Below are 20,367 nucleotides of genomic sequence, written 5' to 3'. Positions count from 1 at the left end.
TGTGCTGCTCCCGCAGGAGTCACTCGCCTCCGCTACCATCATTTACTTCTAATTTTTCCCTGCAAAGGTTTTACCTATTTAGGCTTCATTTTTATTACATAGCGGCCAATGCCACCAATCTAACATTTTTCACCTTCGTAGTTACAATACATTTCATAATTTTATTATTTTGATTAAGCAGTTACACTTTTATTATGACCGTTATCGTTATCAGTTCCGTTACCACCATATTTGTGCTGTGTTAAAATTTGAATCGCCACAAGCACGATAAAAATACCAAGCCCCGCCCAATCTGAGAACTTTTCAGGATAGATAAGCAATAAGCCCGCTATAATAGCAAACAAACGCTCAATCCAAAGTACTTTACGGTACCAGAATCCTATTACGCCAGCACCGATTGCTACCATGCCCGTAACAGCTGTAAATACGACCCATAAAATTTGCGGTATCGTCGTATCAATCATTAATAAAGCTGGGGAGAACACAATCATATACGGAATAATAAAGGCTGCAATTGCAAGCTTTGCAGAGTTAACACCAGTCTTAATTGGATCCCCACCTGAAATACCAGAAGCAGCAAATGCGGCGAGTGCTACTGGTGGTGTGATATCGGCTATAATACCAAAGTAGAATACAAAGAAGTGTGCCGATAATAAGACAACCACTGGCACTAATTCTTGTGGCGTATTTGGCGATAATAATGCCACAATAGCAGGTGCTGCTATCGTTGACGTAATAACATAGTTTGCCGTTGTTGGCGCACCCATTCCTAAAATTAGTGATGCAATCATAACGAAAACAAGCGTTAAAATAATGCTTCCTCCAGCTAATGCTACTAAACTATTAGCTAAGCTTAAGCCTAGACCTGTTTTAACAACTACTCCAACAATAATACCCGCACAAGCCGTTGCAGCTACAACACCTAGTGCCGTACGTGCGCCCTCTACTAACGCATCAACAATATCTTTTGGCTTTAAACGTGTATCTTTATTGAACATTGTAACAACAATTGAAATTACAATTCCATAAAGGGCTGCATGCATAACAGGTGTTCCAGTTAACATTAAAACAATAATAGCAATAATAGGTAGTAATAAATAAATTTTCTTGAATACTTCTTTCCGATCAGGCATTTGATCATCACGTAAGCCTCTTAAGCCCACACGTTTTGCTTCAAAATGCGTCATAATCCAAATACCTGTAAAATAAAGCAATGCAGGAATTGCGGCTGCTTTTGCAATATCCCAATATGTAATTCCGCGTCCTATAAATTCTACCATTAGAAACGCCGCGGCACCCATAATCGGAGGCATTAACTGACCACCAGTAGATGCTGCTGCTTCAACTGCACCAGCAAATTCTTTACGGTAACCAAGCTTTTTCATCATCGGGATTGTGTACGAACCTGATGTTACAACGTTCGCCACAGAACTTCCTGAAATCATTCCTTGTAGAGCACTTGAAAAGACAGCTACCTTTGCTGGACCACCAATTAATTTTCCAGCGAAAGCTACGGCTAAATCGTTAAAATACTGCCCAACCCCTGTTTTTACAAGGAATGCTCCAAATAATAAGAACACAAAAATAAATGTAGCAGATACACTAATCGGCGTTCCTAAAATTCCATCTGTCGTAAAATACATCAGGTTAACAATGCTTTCAAAATCTTGCCCTCTGTGCGCCATAAAGGCAGGGAAATAAGGACCAAAATAAGCATAAATCAAGAAACAAGTTGCGATAATCATAATCGGTAGGCCTACCGCGCGACGAGCAGCCTCAAGCACGAGAACGACAGCAATTAAACCTACTAAAAAGTCCAACTGTGTAATAGTACCATTACGATTAACAAGCTCCGTATAATTTAATGCCCAATATGAACCAACAACAACAGATAATAACGATAAAATATAATCAAACCATGCAATTTTATGCTTTGGCGCTTTTCTGCGAGCTGGGAATAATAAGAAAATAAGTGCTAACCCAAACCCTAAGTGGACAGTCCGTTGAATCGGTGCTGTAAATTGCCCGAAAATCGCAGTATATAATTGAAACAATGAAAATGCTAATAATCCAAAGAAGATTACATGCTTCATGATTCCTGAAATCGTACGCACATTTGATTCAATATCGTATTTTTCAAGTATCGCTTGTTGCTCTTCTGCCGATATTTGTTCAAATTCTTCTTTTACTTCGTTGTTGCGTTCCTTCAGTTTTGTCATTTCAACCTAACTCCTTTCCATCTTTCATAAAGTGATAATCGCTTCACCTCAAATAAATAGGATTTACCCCTTTGTAAATCTTTTTTTAAATCATATTCATCATTCTTGTAAACAAATACAAGATCCAAATCTAAATCCCCAATAAAAATTGTAAAATTATCAATCACTTCGTTGTCAAATTGCAGAAAATATTTACCATCTCGTTGTGTTAATGTTTGATTTTCTTCCGCGTAACCTGGCATACCAATCGCTAAGTCTTCGTACTCCATTCCTAACATTTGAATACACTTCTCTTCGACGCATTGATAATATTCAAGTACATCCGATTTATGGATTGAATGTGTGTACCTTATACGAAAAGCATCATCAGCAGCAAATGGTATATAATGCACTTTCGGGTTGTCTATACGTGTTTCTGTAAATGCGAATACCTTTTGAAGAGGAAGAAAAATAATTATGCCAAAGCATATACAACATAAGGCTATAACAAAAACTATTCTTCTCTTTCGCATCACATCTGTTCCCCCACTTTAAAAACTATCCGCCTTTTTTGTTTTATCTTAACGAAACAAAAGGGACCCGAAGCTTTACGCGATCCGAGCCCCTTTGTCTGTTTAGGAAAATGCTTATTCTTCTGCTGGAATAGTCACATCAGACAGTCAAACTTTGAGTAAATAAAAGTTTCCTCATTAGCTTGCAACTCGTGTATCCGATGTTTTTTTATTTTTGTTCATCAAAGTACTTTTGCGCACCAGGATGAATATCAATACTAATACCATCTAAAGCTGTTTCCGCCTTAATAAATGCACCTTTTGCATGCGAAATCTTATCCGTGTTGTCATAAATTGCTTTCGTCATTTCATATACAACATCGTCTGAAAGATCCTTACTTACAGCTAACATCGCAAGTACAGAAACAGTCTCTGTATCGCTTGCAATACCGTAAGTACCAGCTTTTACAGTATCTTTCGCATAGTATGGATATTTAGCAATAAGCTCATCTGCTTTACCAGCATCTACACCAATAATATTTACTTTCGTTGTTGCATTTAATGCCTCTACAGCTCCTGTTGGTGTACCAGCTGTAATAAACGCAGCATCTATTTGACCTGATTGCAGACCATCCGTAGATTCACCAAAATCAAGATTTTGCGCTTTAATGTCATCCATTGTTAAGCCATGGATTTCAAGTAATTGTTCCGCATTCGCATATGTCCCTGAACCTGGGGCACCTACAGATACTTTTTTCCCTTTTAAATCAGCATATGTTTTAATACCTGAAGCTTCTGTCGTCACTAATTGCACAGTCTCTGGGTAAAGTGCACCTAAAGCAGCAATCGAATCTATTTTTTTACCATCAAACATTAATTTTCCTTCAGTTGCGTAATAAGCGATATCCGTTTGAACAAACGCAATCTCACCTTTACCATCTTGCAAAGCGGTCATATTAGCTGCAGATGCTTGAGAAACTTCTGCTGTTGTTTTAATGCCTGTTCCTGTTGTAATTAAATCAGCAAATGTACCACCTAACGCATAGTAAGTCCCTTGTGTACCACCTGTTAATAAACTTAAAAAGTCTGGCTTTTCAGAGCTAGCTGCATCACCATTCGCATTTCCCTTGTCTGAATCCTTCGAGCCTGTACTACTATCCGTTCCACATGCAGCTAAAATTAATAACGCAATGGCACTGAATAGGATTAATAGTCTAAATTGCTTTTTCTTCATATTAACCTTCCCCCTTTGGATATAATATAAGAATCTATTTAAAATTATCAAATTTAGTATAATTATGTCAATCTATTTATAGTAAATTCAGATAATTATATTTATACCTTTTGTCCCAATTGATAAAATTATTAGATTCAAATAAACTCTCATTTACCCTTTATTTTTCTATTTTAAACTATTAATCATATTTTATCAGAAAATATAATTAATTTAAAATGTATACATTTTGTATAAAAGGTACACCAAACTTCTATGAATAATCTCGTTACATCGAAAAGACTGTATCTATATTTTTCATAGATACAGTCTTAATATGTCCCTTATTGAATAACACCACATGCAATTCTTGCACCAGAATTACCAGAAGGGTCCGTTTTATAGTCGTCTGCCGATTCATGAATAACTAACGCTGTACCCTCTCCATCAAGTAAGGAGTTTTCTACATTTTTTTGTAAAGAGACACCTTCAGCTACGAAATTCAAATCAACAGTACCATCTTCTCCAATTTCTAAATTCGGTAAGTCTCCTAAGTGATAGCCCTTTGGATTTAAAGTACCGTGCTCTTTGTTGGTCGGATTAAAGTGAGGACCTGCTGATTCAAACGTTGGCGGTTCACACTTTCCTACAGAATGAATATGAATACCATGTGTGCCTGCGGGGACTCCATTTAAAGCTAATGTCACTTTGACCCCATTGTCAACTTCTTCAAAATAGGCATTTCCATAGCTTTCGTTATTTGAACTAATTACTTTTGCGGTTGCCGTTAAAGATGAATTTGTAGCGTTTACAGCTACTTTATCCTCTTTTTTATCAAAGAAGCTGCACCCCCCGACAAATATGGACAAAGAAATAATTAATATTGAAATTTTTTTCATGTTATTACCTCCTCTATTTCTGATGGTGCCCAACTCACCCATTACTTATGCAATATGTACCGCTAATTTCTCTTCTCTTATCAAAAGGTAATAAAATGAATTACAATACAATATTAGCCATAATCTAAAATAGTTTATTTTATTTGGAGTGGACTATTACATTTCATATCAAGTTGATTGGAGGGAGAACTTGCCACTCCTGCGGGAACGCACAGTTCGTAAGACCAAAAGAACGCGTGTTAGTGAGGGTTGCGGCTTACGATGAGCCCACAAGCGCACGTTCGTAGCGGAAATCAATGGCAAGAGACATCTTTTTTATTTCAAATGAAAAAGGACTATACCTATAATAGATATAGTCCTTTACTATTTATGATTGAATTACGCCACAAGCAATTCTTCCACCTGATTCACCAGTAGGATCAGTCATATAGTCGTCCGTTGATTCATGTATAACAATCGCAGTGCCTTCTCCATCAAGTAATGAATACTCTGCATCTTTTTTTAAAGTGACACCTTCTGCCATAACAGTCATTTTTGCCGTGCCATCCTCAGCTATCTCTAAATTCGGCAAGTCTCCAAGGTGGTGACCATTCGGATTATCCTTCCCATGCTCTTTAAAAGTTGGGTTAAAGTGGCCACCTGCTGTTCCGAAATCTGGTCCTTCACATTTTCCAGCTTCATGTATATGCATGCCATGTAATCCTTTTGCCTCTGCAGGAAATCCACTTAAGTTCAATGTCACCTTGACTCCGTTATCCTGCTCTTCAAAAAAGGCATCTCCATAGCTTTCATTATTAGAACCTATTACTTTTGCAGTTGCCGTTAAAGGGGCGTCAGCTTCCTTTTTATTACTGGCGCAGCCTACCAAAAAGACACCTAAAGAAATAATCAATAAAGTTGTCAGTTTCATTAAATTACCTCCTTTTTTTTATAGTTTATCACCTGTTTAAACACTTTCGCAACTCATAACTAGGCATTTATCCTCATAGTAAAAAAATAGGGATTTCTCAGAAAATATACTGAGAAATCCCTATTATTTTTAATTCAAAATTTTCACTGTAACTGTACGTACACCCCAATTACGGGCTTGTCCATCTGATGGAATAAAAACATCAATTTTATTTCCTTTAATCGCACCACCAGTATCTGCAGCTACCGCTTCACCATAGCCTTCAACCCAAACTTTAGTACCGAGCGGAATAACTCGTGGGTCAACAGCAATGACTTTTAAATTTGGATTTGAGCGTATATCTGTCCCGTTTGCAGTAATACCTGAACAACCTTCACAGTAAGCAGTATAAGCTGTAGCGCGCATTGTATATGTTTGACCATCTTGACTAGGTGGTGCACTCGTGACTGTTGTTACGGGTTTTGTTGTAGTTTTTTTCACAGTACTTGGAGTACTTGGAGTACTTGAAGTACTCGCTACACTTTTTTCAGTTTTAGGTTTTGCTGCAGTTTCCTTCACAGCTAATGTTTCACCAACTAAAATTAAATCAGAAGAGAGGTTATTCCATTCCTGTAAATCTTCAACTTTCACGTTATAGACTTTTGCAAGGCTGAATAATGTATCGCCTGCCTCAATAAGATGGGTATTGTCGTTCGTCCCCTCTTTTAAAATCCTTTCAATACTTAAGGTTTGTTCTGGGTCAACCCATATGGAATCAATTTCATCTAACTCCTTCAAATCGGCTAAACTCAAATTGAAAATATTGGGTAAACCCCATAGTGTATCACCAATCTGACCAGTATATGCTGCCTCAGCAGAAGTGGTACTCCCGAACACCCCCATGCCAAGGGTCAATGCTACAGCTAATGCTATCGCTTTTTTCTTCATAAAAAGTAATACCTCCAGTTGTTTTATTTTTCAGCATTCTGTTGCTAGCACACTAGAGAATTAAGCTCTTAAATATGCACGCAATATTGTAGAATGCAACTAAATATCACAGGACCTCGGACCTGATATTACAAATTATTACTATTTAAACAAGAATTTATACAATTCCGTTCATTTTTTTAGCAAATCACACAATTAATTGGAAAATAAAGTGTAAATCACTACTAACTATTTGCATATTTTATATAATGGAAATACTGCTTATGTTACCGATAATATAGTAACGGGGGTATCTAATAGATTGAATTTCATAATGTGGAATTTGCTTATGAGGCTACTACTAAACGTAAATATGAAGTTGATTGCTAATTAATTATGTCGCTATACATACTTATAGTTTTCAATATCCCTTTTATTGTAAAATAAATCTTAATTATACTAATAATAACAATTTTAATATTATTAGTATTATTCACTGTACAACATAGTGAAGTTGTAAACTAATCTGAAAGTTGGTGTCCTAGTGTGATTCGGGTAATAATAGCAGACGATGAGCCGTTAGCTCTGTTAAACATGGAAAAAAAATTAGAAGAATTTAATTCAGTAGAGGTGGTTAAAGCATATTCAACGATTAACGATTTGCTGGATGAGGCACCGACATTAGATTTCCATGTGGCCTTTTTAGATGTGGAAATGCCTGGTATGAACGGCTTGGAGGTTGCTCAATTATTAAAAAAGTGGAAAAAGAATGTTCTTATTGTTTTTGTTACTGCGTATCGAGATTATGCTGTTCAAGCTTTTGAAATTAATACTCTCGACTATTTATTAAAGCCTATTTCTAAATCTCGCCTTGAAACAACGATTAATAGAATACATGAATTTTTCCAATTAGAAATACCAATCACTAAACAAGTACAACAGATTGAGCCCTCCCTAAGCATCCATTGCCTAGGTGGTTTTACCGTCTTTCATAATAAGAACATCGTACATTGGCGAACTGTTAAAACAAAAGAGTTGTTTGCCTTTCTTTTATCTAATCTCAATAGTCATATACCTCGAGACACAATCATCGATGCCTTATGGGCTGAAACTGAATACAAAAAAGCAAGGGTACAATTGCATACTACAATTTCATATTTGCGAACAACGTTATCATCTCTAGGCTATTTCAACGTGTTGCAATATGCAAACGGGTGTTATATTTTACAAATGGAAAATTTCCACAGTGATGTTATGGAATTGGAGCAACTGTTAAAAGACAAAGAAACGTTTGGCGAGCTCGATGTAGAAAAATCAGAATTATTTATTCAAAATTATCATGGAGAATACATGGCCACACTAGATTACTCTTGGATTCATAGTAAAGCGAATTTTATCCATAACCAGCTTACACTTTTACTAAGTTATTTAGTCGAGCATTATACAGCAAAACATAATGCAAAAAAAAGAGAGCAAACTTTACTGTTGATGATCGAGTATAATCCTTATTCTGACAATACTATGCAGCAACTTATTCAGCACTATATCGAAGAGGATAATCGTGCTAATGCAGTGAGAGTATACAACACCTTTAAGAAAAATCTGTATACAGACCTTGGCATTCTACCTAATCAAGAGACAATATCGTTATATGCTTCTATAGCACATGAATAAAAATAATGTAGCTGCCTCCAAACCATCGTTTTTCAGAGACAGCTACATTTTTTAGTTCAATGGTTAATTGCAATCGATAAATCCTCCACTATACGTATACAATTTCTCCCTGATTGTTTTGCTTCATATAATGCTTGATCAGCAATAGCAATTAACTGATTTGGGCTACTAAAAGTGGAAGTAAAAACTGTTACTCCTGCTGATAAAGTAACTGGGCGTCCACTAGGATTATCTGCTAATGCTTGTTTAATCCTTAAGTCTTCAGCTAAAGTGACAGCGTCTTCGATTGCGGTATGCGGTAAAATAACCATAAACTCCTCGCCTCCATATCGAAAACAACTCCCCTGCTCATGGACACTTTCCTTCATTTTATGTGCAAATGCTTTTAAAACTTCATCGCCCACAGTATGACCGTATGTATCGTTCACATTTTTAAAATCATCCAAATCAATTAATATGATGGCATGCGGCACTTTTTCTGTAATTAATTTATTTAATACATGATCCATACTTCGACGATTTGGAATACCTGTTAATGAATCTAATTTCAACTGGTCTGTCAATTCGTCAATTGCATTTTGTGAGTCTGCTAGCGATTTTAACATAGTATTTTTCAAGTTACTCGCCTCTACATACCAGTCATTTATGGATTGTAAAGAGCTGATTTTATTACCTTTGCGTCCACTTTCAGAAATTTCCTGTAGAGGGTGGGTAATTTTCATAGTTAGCCACAGCACAAACGAGAAAACGATTACAAACATTATTAATAAAGGCAAAAACACTTTTTTTAAGAACGCACTTAAAGAGAAAACGTTTTCCATTTGCACCTGATTGTCGACTTGTTTAACCTTTTCCTTTGCAAAAGTTTCTGTTTCAGCATTTTCTTGTACATAATTTACATCTATATCCGAAACTTCTGTTATATACTCTTCCTGCACGTCAGGTTTAGATTGTACAAGCATTTCGTTAAAACTTTGATAACTAATCCAAATACTAATACTAGATGTAACGAGTACAATAATAATCATCATACTAATAATGACAAACGATAATTTCAACTTAAGTTTCTCCACAATAGATCATTTCTCCCATTGAGATGATATTTTGCAAAAGCTATATACGATTTCAATATAAAAGTTTTTATTTTAACATCATACGTCATACCTCTTAAAAAATACTTAACAACTAATAGTTTTAACCTGTTTACGAAAAGGTTAATTACTCAAAAAGAACTAAAAAATTTCTTATTAGTTACATAAAGTTTTCTTTTATAGAAAAGTACATTTTCTTTTTCTTCAATCCATGGCATGGTAAAACAAGACAATAAATTATTATACTTACAGGAGGCTCTATGTAGCGTTGAAAAAAACCATGGTCAAACATTTATTAATTATTACTTTAATATTTATCGCCCTTACTATTTTCCGCATCCTTTGGCTAGTATATTTTATGCCTTCTAATGACCAACCAACTGCACAAGCTGGTATTTTAGATATGCGCCATCAATCTTTATCAGAGGATGAAGTTTTTCAAATGAATGGTGAATGGATGTATTATCCTGAAGTATTGTTAGATCCAACTAGCTCCACGCATTTAGAACAAACGTTTAGAACTGTTCCTATGCAAGCTTCGCCAGCAAAGACACAGCACTTTGGCACTTATCGTTTAAAAATTTTGTTAAATAATAATGATTTGTCAGATTACCGATATGCAATACAAGTTCCTGCAATCTCAACTGCCTCGGCATTGTATATTAACGGCAAACTTGTAGGACAATCAGGTGAAGTCTCAACAGATGCTACCACGCATAAAGGGCAGGCCGTTCCATATACTGTATTTTTTACAGAAGAGCAGCCTGAAATTGATGTCATTTTACATGTATCTAATTTTGATACACCATCGAATGCACTTATTACTAAACGACTTTCCTTTAGCTCAGCAGCAGCGATGACGCACTATCAACTCATTACGGAATTAGCATTAGTAGCGATCTCAATGTTACTCATTTTGTTTGCCTTATTTAGCATTCTTGTCTTTCTCTTTATTAATCGCAAAAAAATAGTATTGCTGTTCACAGTAGGCTTTCTTCTACCTTTGGCTGATGAACTGATTACAAATGATCGGTCAATTTTAGATTGGTTACACTTAGATTATGTATGGTCAATGAAGCTTTCTAATATTATTTATCTCGGTGCTTCATTTTTCTTTGTGCAATTTATTCGAATCTTGTTAGTTCAATATCAACATGCAAAATATTTTCGATTGTTCACAATGCTATATACATTAGGAGCACTTCTCATTTTAGTATTACCTATTCATATGCTAAGTACAGCTAACCTAATGTTCTTTATGCTCTATATTGTGTCCTTTTTATATGTCTTAACACTTGCCTTGAAGGAATACATAGGAAATCAGGAAAGTTCGGCTTTTATTGCGTTTACAGCCATTGGCACAACAAACGGTATTATATGGGGCCTTTTAAAAATGTATTTTGTTTTAACTATTCCGTTTTATCCATTCGATTATTTAATGATTGCACTTGGCTTTTCAGGGTATTGGTTTAAACGTTTTTATGACAACAAACAACAAATTAATTTGTTAGTTGCCCAATTGCAAAGAGACGGGGAATTAAAAGATGAATTTTTATTAAGCAATGCACAAAAATTATGGGATCCAATGAATAAAATGATTACCTTAGGTCAAACAATTTATGATAATCCAGACAATAGTTTTGTCAAAGAAGATAAACAAAATTTAAAATATTTAATAGATATTGGACGTAGTATGTCATTTACGTTAAATGACATATTGGATTATACACGCTTAAAAGAAGGGAATTTACATCTTCATAAGAAAAATGTTCGTATTCAAGGAATTGTTTCAGGTATTTTTGATATGCTACGATTTATTTCAGCTGGTAAACAAATTCAAATGACGTCTACCATTGCCCGAAACTTCCCGCGTGTACTAGCAGATGAAAAAAGATTAATTCAAATCCTTTTCAATCTTCTACACAGCGCAATTAAATATACAAACGCTGATTTAATAGAAATTGACGCTACTATTGAGAAAAATATGGCTGTTATTCATATTAAAGATACAGGCTCTGGATTAGATAAAAAGGATATGATACTTCAAAATCATCTATTTTCTTCTGATCAAAAGAATGCAGATAATGATAGAATGCATCTAAGTTTACTTGTATCTAAGCAACTAATCGATTTACATGGAGGGTCATTACGTATCTATTCCAGTCCAAATAAAGGCTTTGATTTATTTTTCACTATACCAATTGCCGAAGAGATGGAAAAAGAGGAACAAATGAATGATGGACAACAAGACAAGGCATTTTTATCAGCAAGTTCTTCAAACTTTGAAGCCACTCCTTCTGAAAAACAGTTTAAAATTTTAATGGTTGATGATGATCCTGTTAATTTAACAATGATGCGAAGTTTATTTTCCCCTACAGAATATGACATTACAACAGTTACAAGTAGCGAAAAGGTGCTTGAATTGTTACCTATGCATAGGTGGGATTTAATTATTATAGATGCTATGCTTCCTTATCTCTCTGGATATGCTTTAATCGAAAATATTCGTCAGCATTATTCCTTACTAGAGCTACCAATATTATTGTTAACTGCTCGAAGTAATCCCGAGGACGTTTACACTGGATTTGCTTACGGTACAAATGATTATGTTACAAAGCCTATTAATGCACTGGAACTAAAAGTTCGGAGTCGCGCTTTGATCGATTTAAAATATAGCATTACTCAACGACTACATTTGGAAACAGCTTGGCTTCAGGCACAAATACAGCCTCATTTTTTATACAATACGCTTAATACAATTGCCTCGCTTAGCACTATTGATCCAAATCGAATGATTGACTTAATGCACCATTTTGGCAAGTATCTACATGCAAGTTTTGATGTAAGGAATTTACAACGGGTTGTACCGCTTCGTGATGAACTAGAACTCGTCCGCTCGTATCTATATATCGAACAGCAACGATTTGGGGATTTATTACAAATTGATTGGGATATCGATGAACATATTCAAATAGAAATACCACCAATTTCATTGCAAACATTAGTAGAAAATGCTTTACGTCATGGCGTATTAAAACAAAAGGATGGCGGAACTGTTTGCATTCGAATCAAGGAGTTTTCGGACTACGTAGAAATAAGTGTTATTGATGACGGTATCGGTATAGAAGATAGTACATTAACACAATTGCTTTCTGATACTAACACAACAAGTAGAGGCATTGGCCTACGCAATACGGACCTACGCCTTAAAAGAATTTATGGACAAAGATTGCAAATTAAAAGTACACCAAATAAAGGCACAACAATCACCTTCCACATCCCTAAATAGTGTCAGGCACTCACACAATTTTAACTTAGAAAAATATCTGGAGGCTCTTGCGGGAAGGAACAGCACAAAACATAAGCCGCAACAATCGACGTATAAACGATGGTTGCGGCTTATTTGTGCGAGTGCCAGTCACTCACACAATTATTATTACATACATTAATTACCAAATAACAGGCTTAGCTACCATTAACCAGAGCATAATGAGCAATAATACAATATACATCCATGCTTTTCGATGTAACAGTGAGGCAAATTTTTGCTGATTGTAGGCTGGCGTATTAAATGTTCGAATCGTTGGTTTAAATGCTCGCGCCAAAAAGACGATGGAACCCGCCATCACGAGAAATGTTAAAACTACCCAGGAAGTTGTCCATGGATATCCTCCACGCCACATTAATAAAATGCCAGAAGCAACTAGAACATGTCCCGCATGTTTAACAATTGTAATCGCGCCTTGAAATACTTGGATATATGGTGACATTTCTTCATGTGAAGCTGTACGCATTTTCTTTACTATTGCTAAAACTACAAACAATGGCCCAATCGAAAGGACAGCACTTAAAATATGTATATATAGTAGAAGTGTATAAATGGATATCATAATGCATACTCTCCCTTTAATAAGTCTTACTAATTATAGCATTCCCCATTCTGTTCTCTCATTCTAATTGTGAATCCTTTGTAAACGTAGCGTGAATCATTGTAAAATTGTTTGAAATTTACACAAAGAGGGTATTCATTATAGTAACATGCACTTATAAAACAAAAAGGAGTGATTCTTATAGGAATTCATCAATTTTTTACAAATCTCAATGATCTAGAACGTATTATTCGTTGCCCAGGACGCTTCAAATTTGAAGAGCATAATGTAGCTGCCCATTCTTGGAAGGTTTCACAATATGCCATGTTTTTTGCCACACTTGAAGAAATGAATGGCGCAGCAGTTAACTGGAAGTCATTATACGAAAAAACCATCAATCATGATTTCGCTGAAGTATTTATCGGTGATATAAAAACTCCCGTTAAACACGCTAGCCCAGAGCTTAAACAAATGCTCGCACATGTGGAAGAAAAAATGATGGAAAAATTCATTATTAATGAAATCCCTAAAGAGTTCCAGGACATCTTTTTCGAGCGAATGAAAGAGGGCAAAGATGCAACACTTGAAGGACGTTTGCTTGAATTTGCAGATAAACTGGATCAATTTTATGAAGCATTTGCAGAATTAAAGCGCGGTAATACGGATATGGAATTCGTCTATATGTACCAAACAGCGCTGGCGAAGCTTTTAGCTATTCCCCTTCCAGCAACAGTCGAGTATTTCCGTACTGAAATATTAAAGGATGCTGTTAAGGAGAAAACACATATTGATATTCAAACGCTAACGAATGAAATTTTAAACCAAAAAAAATAACGTGCATGTACAAGTTTTCCGATGAATTGATCGACGGAAGGCTTTTTTTATTTCTTAAAAAAAGTCGTATAATAGGAGGGATAGGAGGGGAAAATTTTGTCACATGAATGTTCAATAGTAGAAGATTTACTACCTTTATATAAAACCAAACATCTTCAAGCTGATACAGCTGAATTTGTGGAACAGCATTTAGCTACATGTAAGCAATGTCAGCAGTTGGCAGCAACAAAGCTGTCATCTAATCAAAACTTATCAATGAAAAGCACATTAACCTTTTTCCACCTCGTTTTCATCGTGCTATCTTTTATGTTTGCCCTCAACTCATCTTTGCTTGGCGATCATAAAAGCTTTGTCGCGTTATATGCCCTTTTCGGTTGTCTTACTTATTTATTTTATAAAAATATTTGGATAGTCTTCGCCATAAGCTCAGTACCTGTTTTTGTCTGGGCCATCATTAATAATTTTAGCAATCCACTTTATATCCAGGGTCTCTCCTTTATGGATATTAGTGCACTTATCATAGGCGCTAGCTATATCGCTCTATTACATACGATTTTTGCCTTGCTTGGCTCTGCCTTCGCAATTATTTTACGTCGGTTTTAAATGGTAAAAGCATCTCTCATATGAAAGATGCTTGTTATCATTCCAGCTATTAGGCTTTTTTCACGAACTCTGATTTTAATTTCATTGCACCGAAGCCATCAATTTTACAATCAATATTGTGGTCTCCTTCAACAAGGCGAATACTCTTTACCTTTGTGCCCATTTTTAACGTTGAAGAGCTTCCCTTTACTTTTAAATCTTTAAGTACTGTTACTGCATCACCATCTGCTAACAAGTTACCATTTGCATCTTTTACAATAAGTGCATCTGACTCTTGCTCTGTTGCACTAGTGCTCCATTCATGCGCACATTCTGGACATACAAAATTTGTGCCATCCTCATATGTATATTCAGAATTACATTTCGGACAATTTGGATATGCTGCCATTTCCGCTTCCTCCCTTTCATTTTCGTTAAGTAAATGATTACGCTCCTATCTTTACACACTTACTTTAATTTCGCAAAGGTTGTTCGTATTTTCCGTTCGTATTTGTGAAAAATATATGAAGCCATTCCATATAATCCAAGCGCTTCATATGTATAAATTTCATGATTTATAGCGCATGCCCATTGACTTTTTTCTATAAACCATCTTGCTTGCAAGTTTGATTATCATGCCGTATTATATCTTTAAAGGCTGCATTGTTCGTATAATATTAAGTTTTAACCTTTAAGCTGTAAAAGGGAGTTTTATTATTGGAGTTGGAATGACGGGCCTCACACCAAGGTGCATGAGGATAAGCAGGAAAACTTCTGCGAACACCCACTTTGAGGAGTGGTGGTTTAAAACTTTCTATAATAACTACGGCATACGCGGCTTTTAAATTTTACATTAGAGCCTCAAGGCTTCAAAGCGACTCACCCTTCATTTATTGGAGGGTGAGTTTTTTTATGCGCTTTACTAGCGGTCCATTAGCACTTTTCTGTTGTTGATTATTTATCATTTCCTAATAATTTACCGACGAACCCTTTATGAAATGCCTTAAATTACTTCATAATCCCCTCTAGAGTAACTCCATCTACTTTAAAAATCACTCCTGTTTCCATGCTCTTTTTCCTCTTCCGAAAAAACCTTATCACATGTATCTTTCACGACCTACTTTTGAATTTGGCGTAATTAGCAAGTGATTTGTCACTATTCGCTAGTTACAAGACGTCATAGGAAAGATACTATAAATATTGTCCTAACAACAGAACAATACGAAGACCACATTTTCAACTAATAGATAGAGGAGGCATATGTGAATGACATTACAAACGACTAATCGTATTAAAATGCCATTAGGTTTTTGGGATAGCATACGCCAATTAGGGCTGACAGCTCAAGATGTAGCTCGCAAAGCACGACTACCTCTCACTATTATTACTGAACCAGTAGTCACCACTATCCAATACTTTGCGATTTGGCAGGCATATTCGGAGCTGATTGATGATACTGCACAAGGAATCATTAAGCTTGCGACTGGCTTTGAAACAGCTCATTATCCTCCTGCTGTCTTAGCTGCATACCATGCTCGTGACTATCGCGATGCTCTTAAGCGAATGACAAGGTACAAACAACTGTGCCCTCCTGAAAGCTTACACATTATAGAGAAAAGTGAGGATTGTACCATTGAACTAGACTGGCTAAATACCGAGCAGCCTGGCCCTCCTATACTTACTGGTATTACACTAGCATTTCTGCTCGAACTAGGACGTAAAGGAACAGGGCAATCTTTGACTGCGAAGTTTGTGGAATTTCCTCACTTCACGGGTGATGTCCAGACACTTGAAGCTTACTTCGAATGCCCTATTCAAATTGGGGCAAAGTGTAGCAAGTTAACGCTACATCGAGAAGATTTGGACCGCCCGTTTGTCTCATACAACGCAGAGTTACTGGAGATTTTGACTCCAGTACTAGATCAATCGTTGAATGCACAACAATACAATCGCTCAATCACCCATATGGTCAAGTGGATTATGAAGCGTAGCCTATCAGGAGGACGCCCTGACATTCATACTATTGCAAGCGAGTTAGGGATGAGTGAGCGCACCTTGCAGCGCAGGTTAACAGAAGAAGGATCGAATTTTAAACATTTATTAACACAAGTTCGGCATGAGCAAGCACGTGAGTATCTATCAGACCCCTCTCTTGATATTAAAGAAGTGGCATTCCTAATTGGATATGAAGACCAGAACTCATTCTACCGAGCATTCCGCGCTTGGGAGGGTGATACTCCTTCCAAATGGCGTACTGAACACTCAGAAGAAACTCGGTAAATTAATTTCGCAAAATAACTACAGGAACAATCAAAGGGGAATTTAATATGGATATGGGATTAAACAATAAAACAGCCTTAGTTACCGGATCAACAAAGGGTATAGGTAAAGCAATTGCCCTCGAGCTTGCTAAAGAAGGTGTTAATGTACTAATTAATGGACGAAATGATGAAGACGTAGAACGAACTGTAAATGAAATTAAGGCAGATTACCCGTCCACTAATCCGCAAAATGCTACAGCAGATATTGTAGATATTCAACAAAGAGAAGCTTTATTCGAAAAATATCCTAATATCGATATTTTAGTTAACAATTTAGGTATTTATGAAATTATGCAATACGAAGACGTGGATGATGAAGTATGGATACAATATTTCCGTACGAACGTTCTTGCCGCTAATGGATTATCTAAATTTTACCTACCTAAAATGGTGAATAATAATTTTGGTCGCATTATCTTTATTGGGAGTGAAGAAGCAATTATGCCTTCTGGTCAAATGCCTCAATATTGCATGACTAAATCCATGCTATTATCGTTGTCTAAAAGCTTATCTAAACTAACGATAGGAACTGAAGTTACAGTTAATGCAATTTTGCCAGGACCAACACTATCTGAAAATGTGTATCAAATAATCGAAGGCTTATACTCTAATGACGATATGACATTTTCAGAAAAAGAAAAAGATTTTATGACTACCAATCTACCGCAATCTGAAATACAACGATTTATCAAACCATTTGAAATCGGTAGAATGACTACTTTTGTCTGTAGTCCATATGCATCTGCATTTAAAGGCTCTCCAATTCGTATGGATGGCGGTATGGTACCGACTATTTTTTAATATTTAACGATCTCATAATTATCTGGATTCTTCTTACTATAAAGAAGAATAAGACTAGCTAACAGCTAGTCTTGTTTCATTAGAATCAGTCATATTTCCATGAAATTCAAAATAGATTTTCAGCTACTAAATCATCATATATCCCGTTCACCATTAGCTTCCCATTTAGCAATTTCCTCTCGTACACGAGGGGCAACTTCTTTCCCAAGCAATTCAATGGCACGCATTACTTGATCATGTGGCATTGTACTTAACGGTACATACATCATAAAACGTGTAATCCCTACATGCTTACGCAAATGGATGATTTTCTCTGCAACCGTATCAGAATCACCAACATACAATGCCCCTTCAAAACATCGTGCAGCATCAAAGCTTGAACGATCATAATAAGCCCAGCCTCGCTCCCTACCAAGATTATTCATACCAGCTTGAGTGGATGGGAAAAATGTATCTGCTGCCAGTTCCCTATTCTCCCCTACAAAACCTATCGAATGAGATCCCACCTTCAGTTTGGAGACATCATGACCTGCATGGGCCGCTGCTTTTTTATATAACTGTACAATTGGTGCAAATTGCATCGGGCTACCACCAATGATCGCCAGCATCAGTGGCAATCCTAGTAATCCTGCACGGATGGCAGAATCCTGATTTCCACCACTACCGACCCATATAGGTAAAGAATCTTGAACAGGTCTTGGATAGACACCTAAATTATTTATTGCAGGTCGATGTCTGCCCTCCCAAATTACTTTTTCCGATTGACGAATTTTAAGCAGCAATTCCAAGTGTTCTTCAAACAGCGCATCATAGTCGTTCAAATTATAGCCAAACAACGGAAACGACTCGATAAAAGAGCCTCGCCCTGCCATTATTTCCGCGCGACCATTTGAAATGCCATCTAGTGTAGCAAAATCTTGAAAAACGCGTACAGGATCAGCTGAAGAAAGCACAGTGACAGCACTTGTAAGTCGTATATTTTTCGTTTGAGGCGCAGCCGCTGAGAAAACCATTGCTGGAGAAGATGCTGCATAATCCTTCCTATGATGTTCACCAACACCAAACACATCCAGCCCTACTTGATCAGCAAGGATAATTTCTTCGACCACTTCACGTAGACGTTGTGCATGACTAATCACTTCGCCATTATAAACATCTGGTTTTGTTTCTACAAAAGATGTAATACCTATTTCCATTTAAATCTCCCCTAATCCAATAGATTGTCATTTCCAAATGCCTATCTTACAGTTAGCCAATGTTAAATTGACTACTCAAAACCCAAAAAAGCATAGCGACAGCGCTGACAGAGGCGCCAAGTAAAGAAACCCCTCCCCAGCCGAAATGTGCGTATATTTGCGTGGAAGCAATGGAACCACTCGCACTGCCGATAGAATAAAACATCATATATCCAGCAGTTAGTCGACTCTGTGCTTCCCTACGTAATGGAAGAATCATCGTTTGATTTGTAACGTGGATTGCCTGTACGGCCAAATCAAGTAGCATAATCCCAATCACTAATGCGACCAATGTCTGATGTAAACAACTGATGAACAGCCACGAAATTAACAACAGTAATAATGCAATACCAGTCGTTCGTTGTCCGTAACCCCGATCAGCGAGTTTTCCTGCGCTTGCCGCTGCTAATGCTCCCGCAACACCAATGAGACCAAATGCTCCTATAGCGCTATGGGAAAGAGCAAAGGGCGGTGTGCTAAGTGGCAACACAAGCGAAGTCCATAAAATACTGAAATCAGCAAAAATCAACATGGCTAGCACCGAGCGAACACGTAATGTTCGTTCTTGCATAAACAAAGTAAATGTTGACCTTATCAACTGGGTATAGGTCAATGATTTCACTTCACGTTCAACACTTGGCAGAACTTTCAAAAATAAACTGGCTAGCAAAAATAAGATGGCTGCAGTGACAAAATATACTGAACGCCAACCTGCTAAATCTGTTACAATACCAGCAAAAGTCCGTGCAAGCAGTATGCCGATTACGATTCCACTTGTTACAATGCCCACAACACGCCCTCGTTCTAAAGGAGAAGCAATATTTGCTGCAAACGCCACGAGTGTTTGTGTCACAACTGCAAGAATACCTACCAAAGCCATACCCACGAAAAGTACTACGCTCGAGAATGCAGTCCCCACTATAATTAAAGCTATTGTGGATAATAGCATGTGACCAACAATTAAACGTCGTGGATTTAACAAATCACCAAGCGGCACAAGTAGTAATAAACCCAAACCATAAAAAATCTGTGTGATCGTAATGACAACACCAATAATGGAATGATCCATACTAAAATCATTCGATAATTGATCGAGCAACGGTTGCGCAAAATAGATATTGGCCACTGATATTCCACAAGCAGTTGCAAACAATAGTGTCATCGCCGGAGACATCAATGACTGTTTATGCCCATTATTTTTTACAAGTTGATTACCTACTCTTGTCGCTGTTTTGTACACACCTTAACCTCCATTACGTTAAATTAGCAACTATAACATACCGAACGGTACAATATAATTATTGGTAAATATAGCTTAAACT

General features: G+C 36.7%; 17 protein-coding genes and 1 other RNA gene. 7 read left to right on the top strand and 11 right to left on the bottom strand.

Annotated elements, in window-relative coordinates; all coding sequences use genetic code 11:
- Positions 1 to 173 precede the first annotated feature (173 nt).
- From ACIQ1H_RS14360 to ACIQ1H_RS14335, 6 genes are all read right to left on the bottom strand, one after another.
- The gene (locus ACIQ1H_RS14360) at positions 174 to 2,219 is read right to left on the bottom strand and encodes a TRAP transporter permease (RefSeq protein ID WP_402889649.1); all 2,046 of its coding nucleotides are present in this window, start codon (positions 2,217 to 2,219) and stop codon (positions 174 to 176) included.
- Positions 2,216 to 2,731 (bottom strand): DUF1850 domain-containing protein, encoded by a 516-nt coding sequence (locus ACIQ1H_RS14355; RefSeq protein WP_402890027.1) that lies wholly within the window; start codon positions 2,729 to 2,731, stop codon positions 2,216 to 2,218. Before ACIQ1H_RS14355 ends, ACIQ1H_RS14360 begins: the two co-directional genes overlap by 4 nt.
- 208 nt (positions 2,732 to 2,939) lie before the next feature.
- Positions 2,940 to 3,944, bottom strand: a complete 1,005-nt coding sequence (locus ACIQ1H_RS14350) for a TAXI family TRAP transporter solute-binding subunit (RefSeq protein WP_402889647.1) — start codon at positions 3,942 to 3,944, stop codon at positions 2,940 to 2,942.
- Between the two features lie 323 nt (positions 3,945 to 4,267).
- Positions 4,268 to 4,822: a superoxide dismutase family protein gene (locus ACIQ1H_RS14345; RefSeq protein ID WP_402889645.1), complete on the bottom strand. Its 555-nt coding sequence runs from the start codon at positions 4,820 to 4,822 to the stop codon at positions 4,268 to 4,270.
- A gap of 367 nt (positions 4,823 to 5,189) precedes the next feature.
- The gene (locus ACIQ1H_RS14340) at positions 5,190 to 5,732 is read right to left on the bottom strand and encodes a superoxide dismutase family protein (RefSeq protein WP_139859480.1); all 543 of its coding nucleotides are present in this window, start codon (positions 5,730 to 5,732) and stop codon (positions 5,190 to 5,192) included.
- Between the two features lie 129 nt (positions 5,733 to 5,861).
- Positions 5,862 to 6,659, bottom strand: coding sequence for a 3D domain-containing protein (locus tag ACIQ1H_RS14335; protein WP_402889643.1), 798 nt, complete (start codon positions 6,657 to 6,659; stop codon positions 5,862 to 5,864).
- Positions 6,660 to 7,184: 525 nt separating this feature from the next.
- Here ACIQ1H_RS14335 and ACIQ1H_RS14330 point away from each other — a divergent pair.
- A complete protein-coding gene (locus ACIQ1H_RS14330; RefSeq protein WP_402889641.1) occupies positions 7,185 to 8,312 on the top strand; it encodes a response regulator in 1,128 nt (375 codons plus the stop codon).
- 56 nt (positions 8,313 to 8,368) lie between these two features.
- Here the strand turns inward: ACIQ1H_RS14330 and ACIQ1H_RS14325 are convergent, their stop codons facing one another.
- Positions 8,369 to 9,385, bottom strand: a complete 1,017-nt coding sequence (locus tag ACIQ1H_RS14325) for a GGDEF domain-containing protein (RefSeq protein ID WP_402889639.1) — start codon at positions 9,383 to 9,385, stop codon at positions 8,369 to 8,371.
- A gap of 286 nt (positions 9,386 to 9,671) precedes the next feature.
- Between ACIQ1H_RS14325 and ACIQ1H_RS14320 the strand changes: the two genes are divergently transcribed.
- Positions 9,672 to 12,692 carry an ATP-binding protein gene (locus ACIQ1H_RS14320; RefSeq protein ID WP_402889638.1) on the top strand — a complete coding sequence of 1,007 codons (3,021 nt, stop codon included), beginning with the start codon at positions 9,672 to 9,674 and terminating at the stop codon, positions 12,690 to 12,692.
- 160 nt (positions 12,693 to 12,852) lie between these two features.
- On the opposite strand, the gene ACIQ1H_RS14315 is transcribed toward ACIQ1H_RS14320, so the two are convergent.
- Positions 12,853 to 13,293 (bottom strand): DUF2269 family protein, encoded by a 441-nt coding sequence (locus ACIQ1H_RS14315; protein WP_402889636.1) that lies wholly within the window; start codon positions 13,291 to 13,293, stop codon positions 12,853 to 12,855.
- Between the two features lie 171 nt (positions 13,294 to 13,464).
- Between ACIQ1H_RS14315 and ACIQ1H_RS14310 the strand changes: the two genes are divergently transcribed.
- Both ACIQ1H_RS14310 and ACIQ1H_RS14305 read left to right on the top strand, forming a co-directional pair.
- Entirely contained in the window at positions 13,465 to 14,106 is a 642-nt protein-coding gene (locus ACIQ1H_RS14310) for a YfbR-like 5'-deoxynucleotidase (RefSeq protein ID WP_402889634.1), read from the top strand.
- A 96-nt stretch (positions 14,107 to 14,202) separates the two neighbouring features.
- Positions 14,203 to 14,709, top strand: a complete 507-nt coding sequence (locus ACIQ1H_RS14305) for a zf-HC2 domain-containing protein (RefSeq protein WP_402889632.1) — start codon at positions 14,203 to 14,205, stop codon at positions 14,707 to 14,709.
- Between the two features lie 49 nt (positions 14,710 to 14,758).
- Here the strand turns inward: ACIQ1H_RS14305 and ACIQ1H_RS14300 are convergent, their stop codons facing one another.
- Complete coding sequence (locus ACIQ1H_RS14300) at positions 14,759 to 15,097, bottom strand: zinc ribbon domain-containing protein YjdM (RefSeq protein WP_402889631.1); 339 nt, start codon at positions 15,095 to 15,097, stop codon at positions 14,759 to 14,761.
- Positions 15,098 to 15,340: 243 nt separating this feature from the next.
- Here ACIQ1H_RS14300 and ssrS point away from each other — a divergent pair.
- The 3 genes from ssrS (at position 15,341) to ACIQ1H_RS14285 (ending at position 17,810) form a co-directional block, all read left to right on the top strand.
- Positions 15,341 to 15,533, top strand: a non-coding RNA gene (gene ssrS / locus ACIQ1H_RS14295) — 6S RNA.
- A 421-nt stretch (positions 15,534 to 15,954) separates the two neighbouring features.
- A complete protein-coding gene (locus tag ACIQ1H_RS14290; protein WP_402889629.1) occupies positions 15,955 to 16,968 on the top strand; it encodes a helix-turn-helix domain-containing protein in 1,014 nt (337 codons plus the stop codon).
- Between the two features lie 47 nt (positions 16,969 to 17,015).
- Positions 17,016 to 17,810: an SDR family NAD(P)-dependent oxidoreductase gene (locus ACIQ1H_RS14285; RefSeq protein ID WP_402889627.1), complete on the top strand. Its 795-nt coding sequence runs from the start codon at positions 17,016 to 17,018 to the stop codon at positions 17,808 to 17,810.
- A 134-nt stretch (positions 17,811 to 17,944) separates the two neighbouring features.
- Here the strand turns inward: ACIQ1H_RS14285 and ACIQ1H_RS14280 are convergent, their stop codons facing one another.
- Positions 17,945 to 19,006, bottom strand: coding sequence for an LLM class flavin-dependent oxidoreductase (locus ACIQ1H_RS14280; RefSeq protein ID WP_402889625.1), 1,062 nt, complete (start codon positions 19,004 to 19,006; stop codon positions 17,945 to 17,947).
- Positions 19,007 to 19,058: 52 nt separating this feature from the next.
- On the bottom strand, positions 19,059 to 20,219 hold the full coding sequence (locus ACIQ1H_RS14275) for an MFS transporter (RefSeq protein ID WP_402890025.1): 1,161 nt from the start codon (positions 20,217 to 20,219) through the stop codon (positions 19,059 to 19,061).
- Between the last annotated feature and the right edge of the window lie 148 nt (positions 20,220 to 20,367).

The sequence above is a fragment of the Lysinibacillus sp. NPDC097279 genome, from assembly GCF_044761745.1.
In the GTDB taxonomy this organism is placed as follows: Bacteria; Bacillota; Bacilli; order Bacillales_A; family Planococcaceae; genus Lysinibacillus.
Note: the sequence above shows the minus strand (reverse complement) of the source record. Positions and strands in the feature narration are given on the sequence as shown.

Bases quoted from the DNA above. Each gene is read 5' to 3' on its own strand.
- ACIQ1H_RS14315 (WP_402889636.1), bottom strand. From the start codon at position 13,293: ATGATATCCATTTATACACTTCTACTATATATACATATTTTAAGTGCT.
- ACIQ1H_RS14280 (WP_402889625.1), bottom strand. From the start codon at position 19,006: ATGGAAATAGGTATTACATCTTTTGTAGAAACAAAACCAGATGTTTAT.
- ACIQ1H_RS14355 (WP_402890027.1), bottom strand. From the start codon at position 2,731: ATGCGAAAGAGAAGAATAGTTTTTGTTATAGCCTTATGTTGTATATGC.
- ACIQ1H_RS14345 (WP_402889645.1), bottom strand. From the start codon at position 4,822: ATGAAAAAAATTTCAATATTAATTATTTCTTTGTCCATATTTGTCGGG.
- ACIQ1H_RS14285 (WP_402889627.1), top strand. From the start codon at position 17,016: ATGGATATGGGATTAAACAATAAAACAGCCTTAGTTACCGGATCAACA.
- ACIQ1H_RS14290 (WP_402889629.1), top strand. From the start codon at position 15,955: ATGACATTACAAACGACTAATCGTATTAAAATGCCATTAGGTTTTTGG.
- ACIQ1H_RS14300 (WP_402889631.1), bottom strand. From the start codon at position 15,097: ATGGCAGCATATCCAAATTGTCCGAAATGTAATTCTGAATATACATAT.
- ACIQ1H_RS14350 (WP_402889647.1), bottom strand. From the start codon at position 3,944: ATGAAGAAAAAGCAATTTAGACTATTAATCCTATTCAGTGCCATTGCG.
- ACIQ1H_RS14340 (WP_139859480.1), bottom strand. From the start codon at position 5,732: ATGAAACTGACAACTTTATTGATTATTTCTTTAGGTGTCTTTTTGGTA.
- ACIQ1H_RS14275 (WP_402890025.1), bottom strand. From the start codon at position 20,219: ATGTCTCCGGCGATGACACTATTGTTTGCAACTGCTTGTGGAATATCA.
- ACIQ1H_RS14360 (WP_402889649.1), bottom strand. From the start codon at position 2,219: ATGACAAAACTGAAGGAACGCAACAACGAAGTAAAAGAAGAATTTGAA.
- ACIQ1H_RS14335 (WP_402889643.1), bottom strand. From the start codon at position 6,659: ATGAAGAAAAAAGCGATAGCATTAGCTGTAGCATTGACCCTTGGCATG.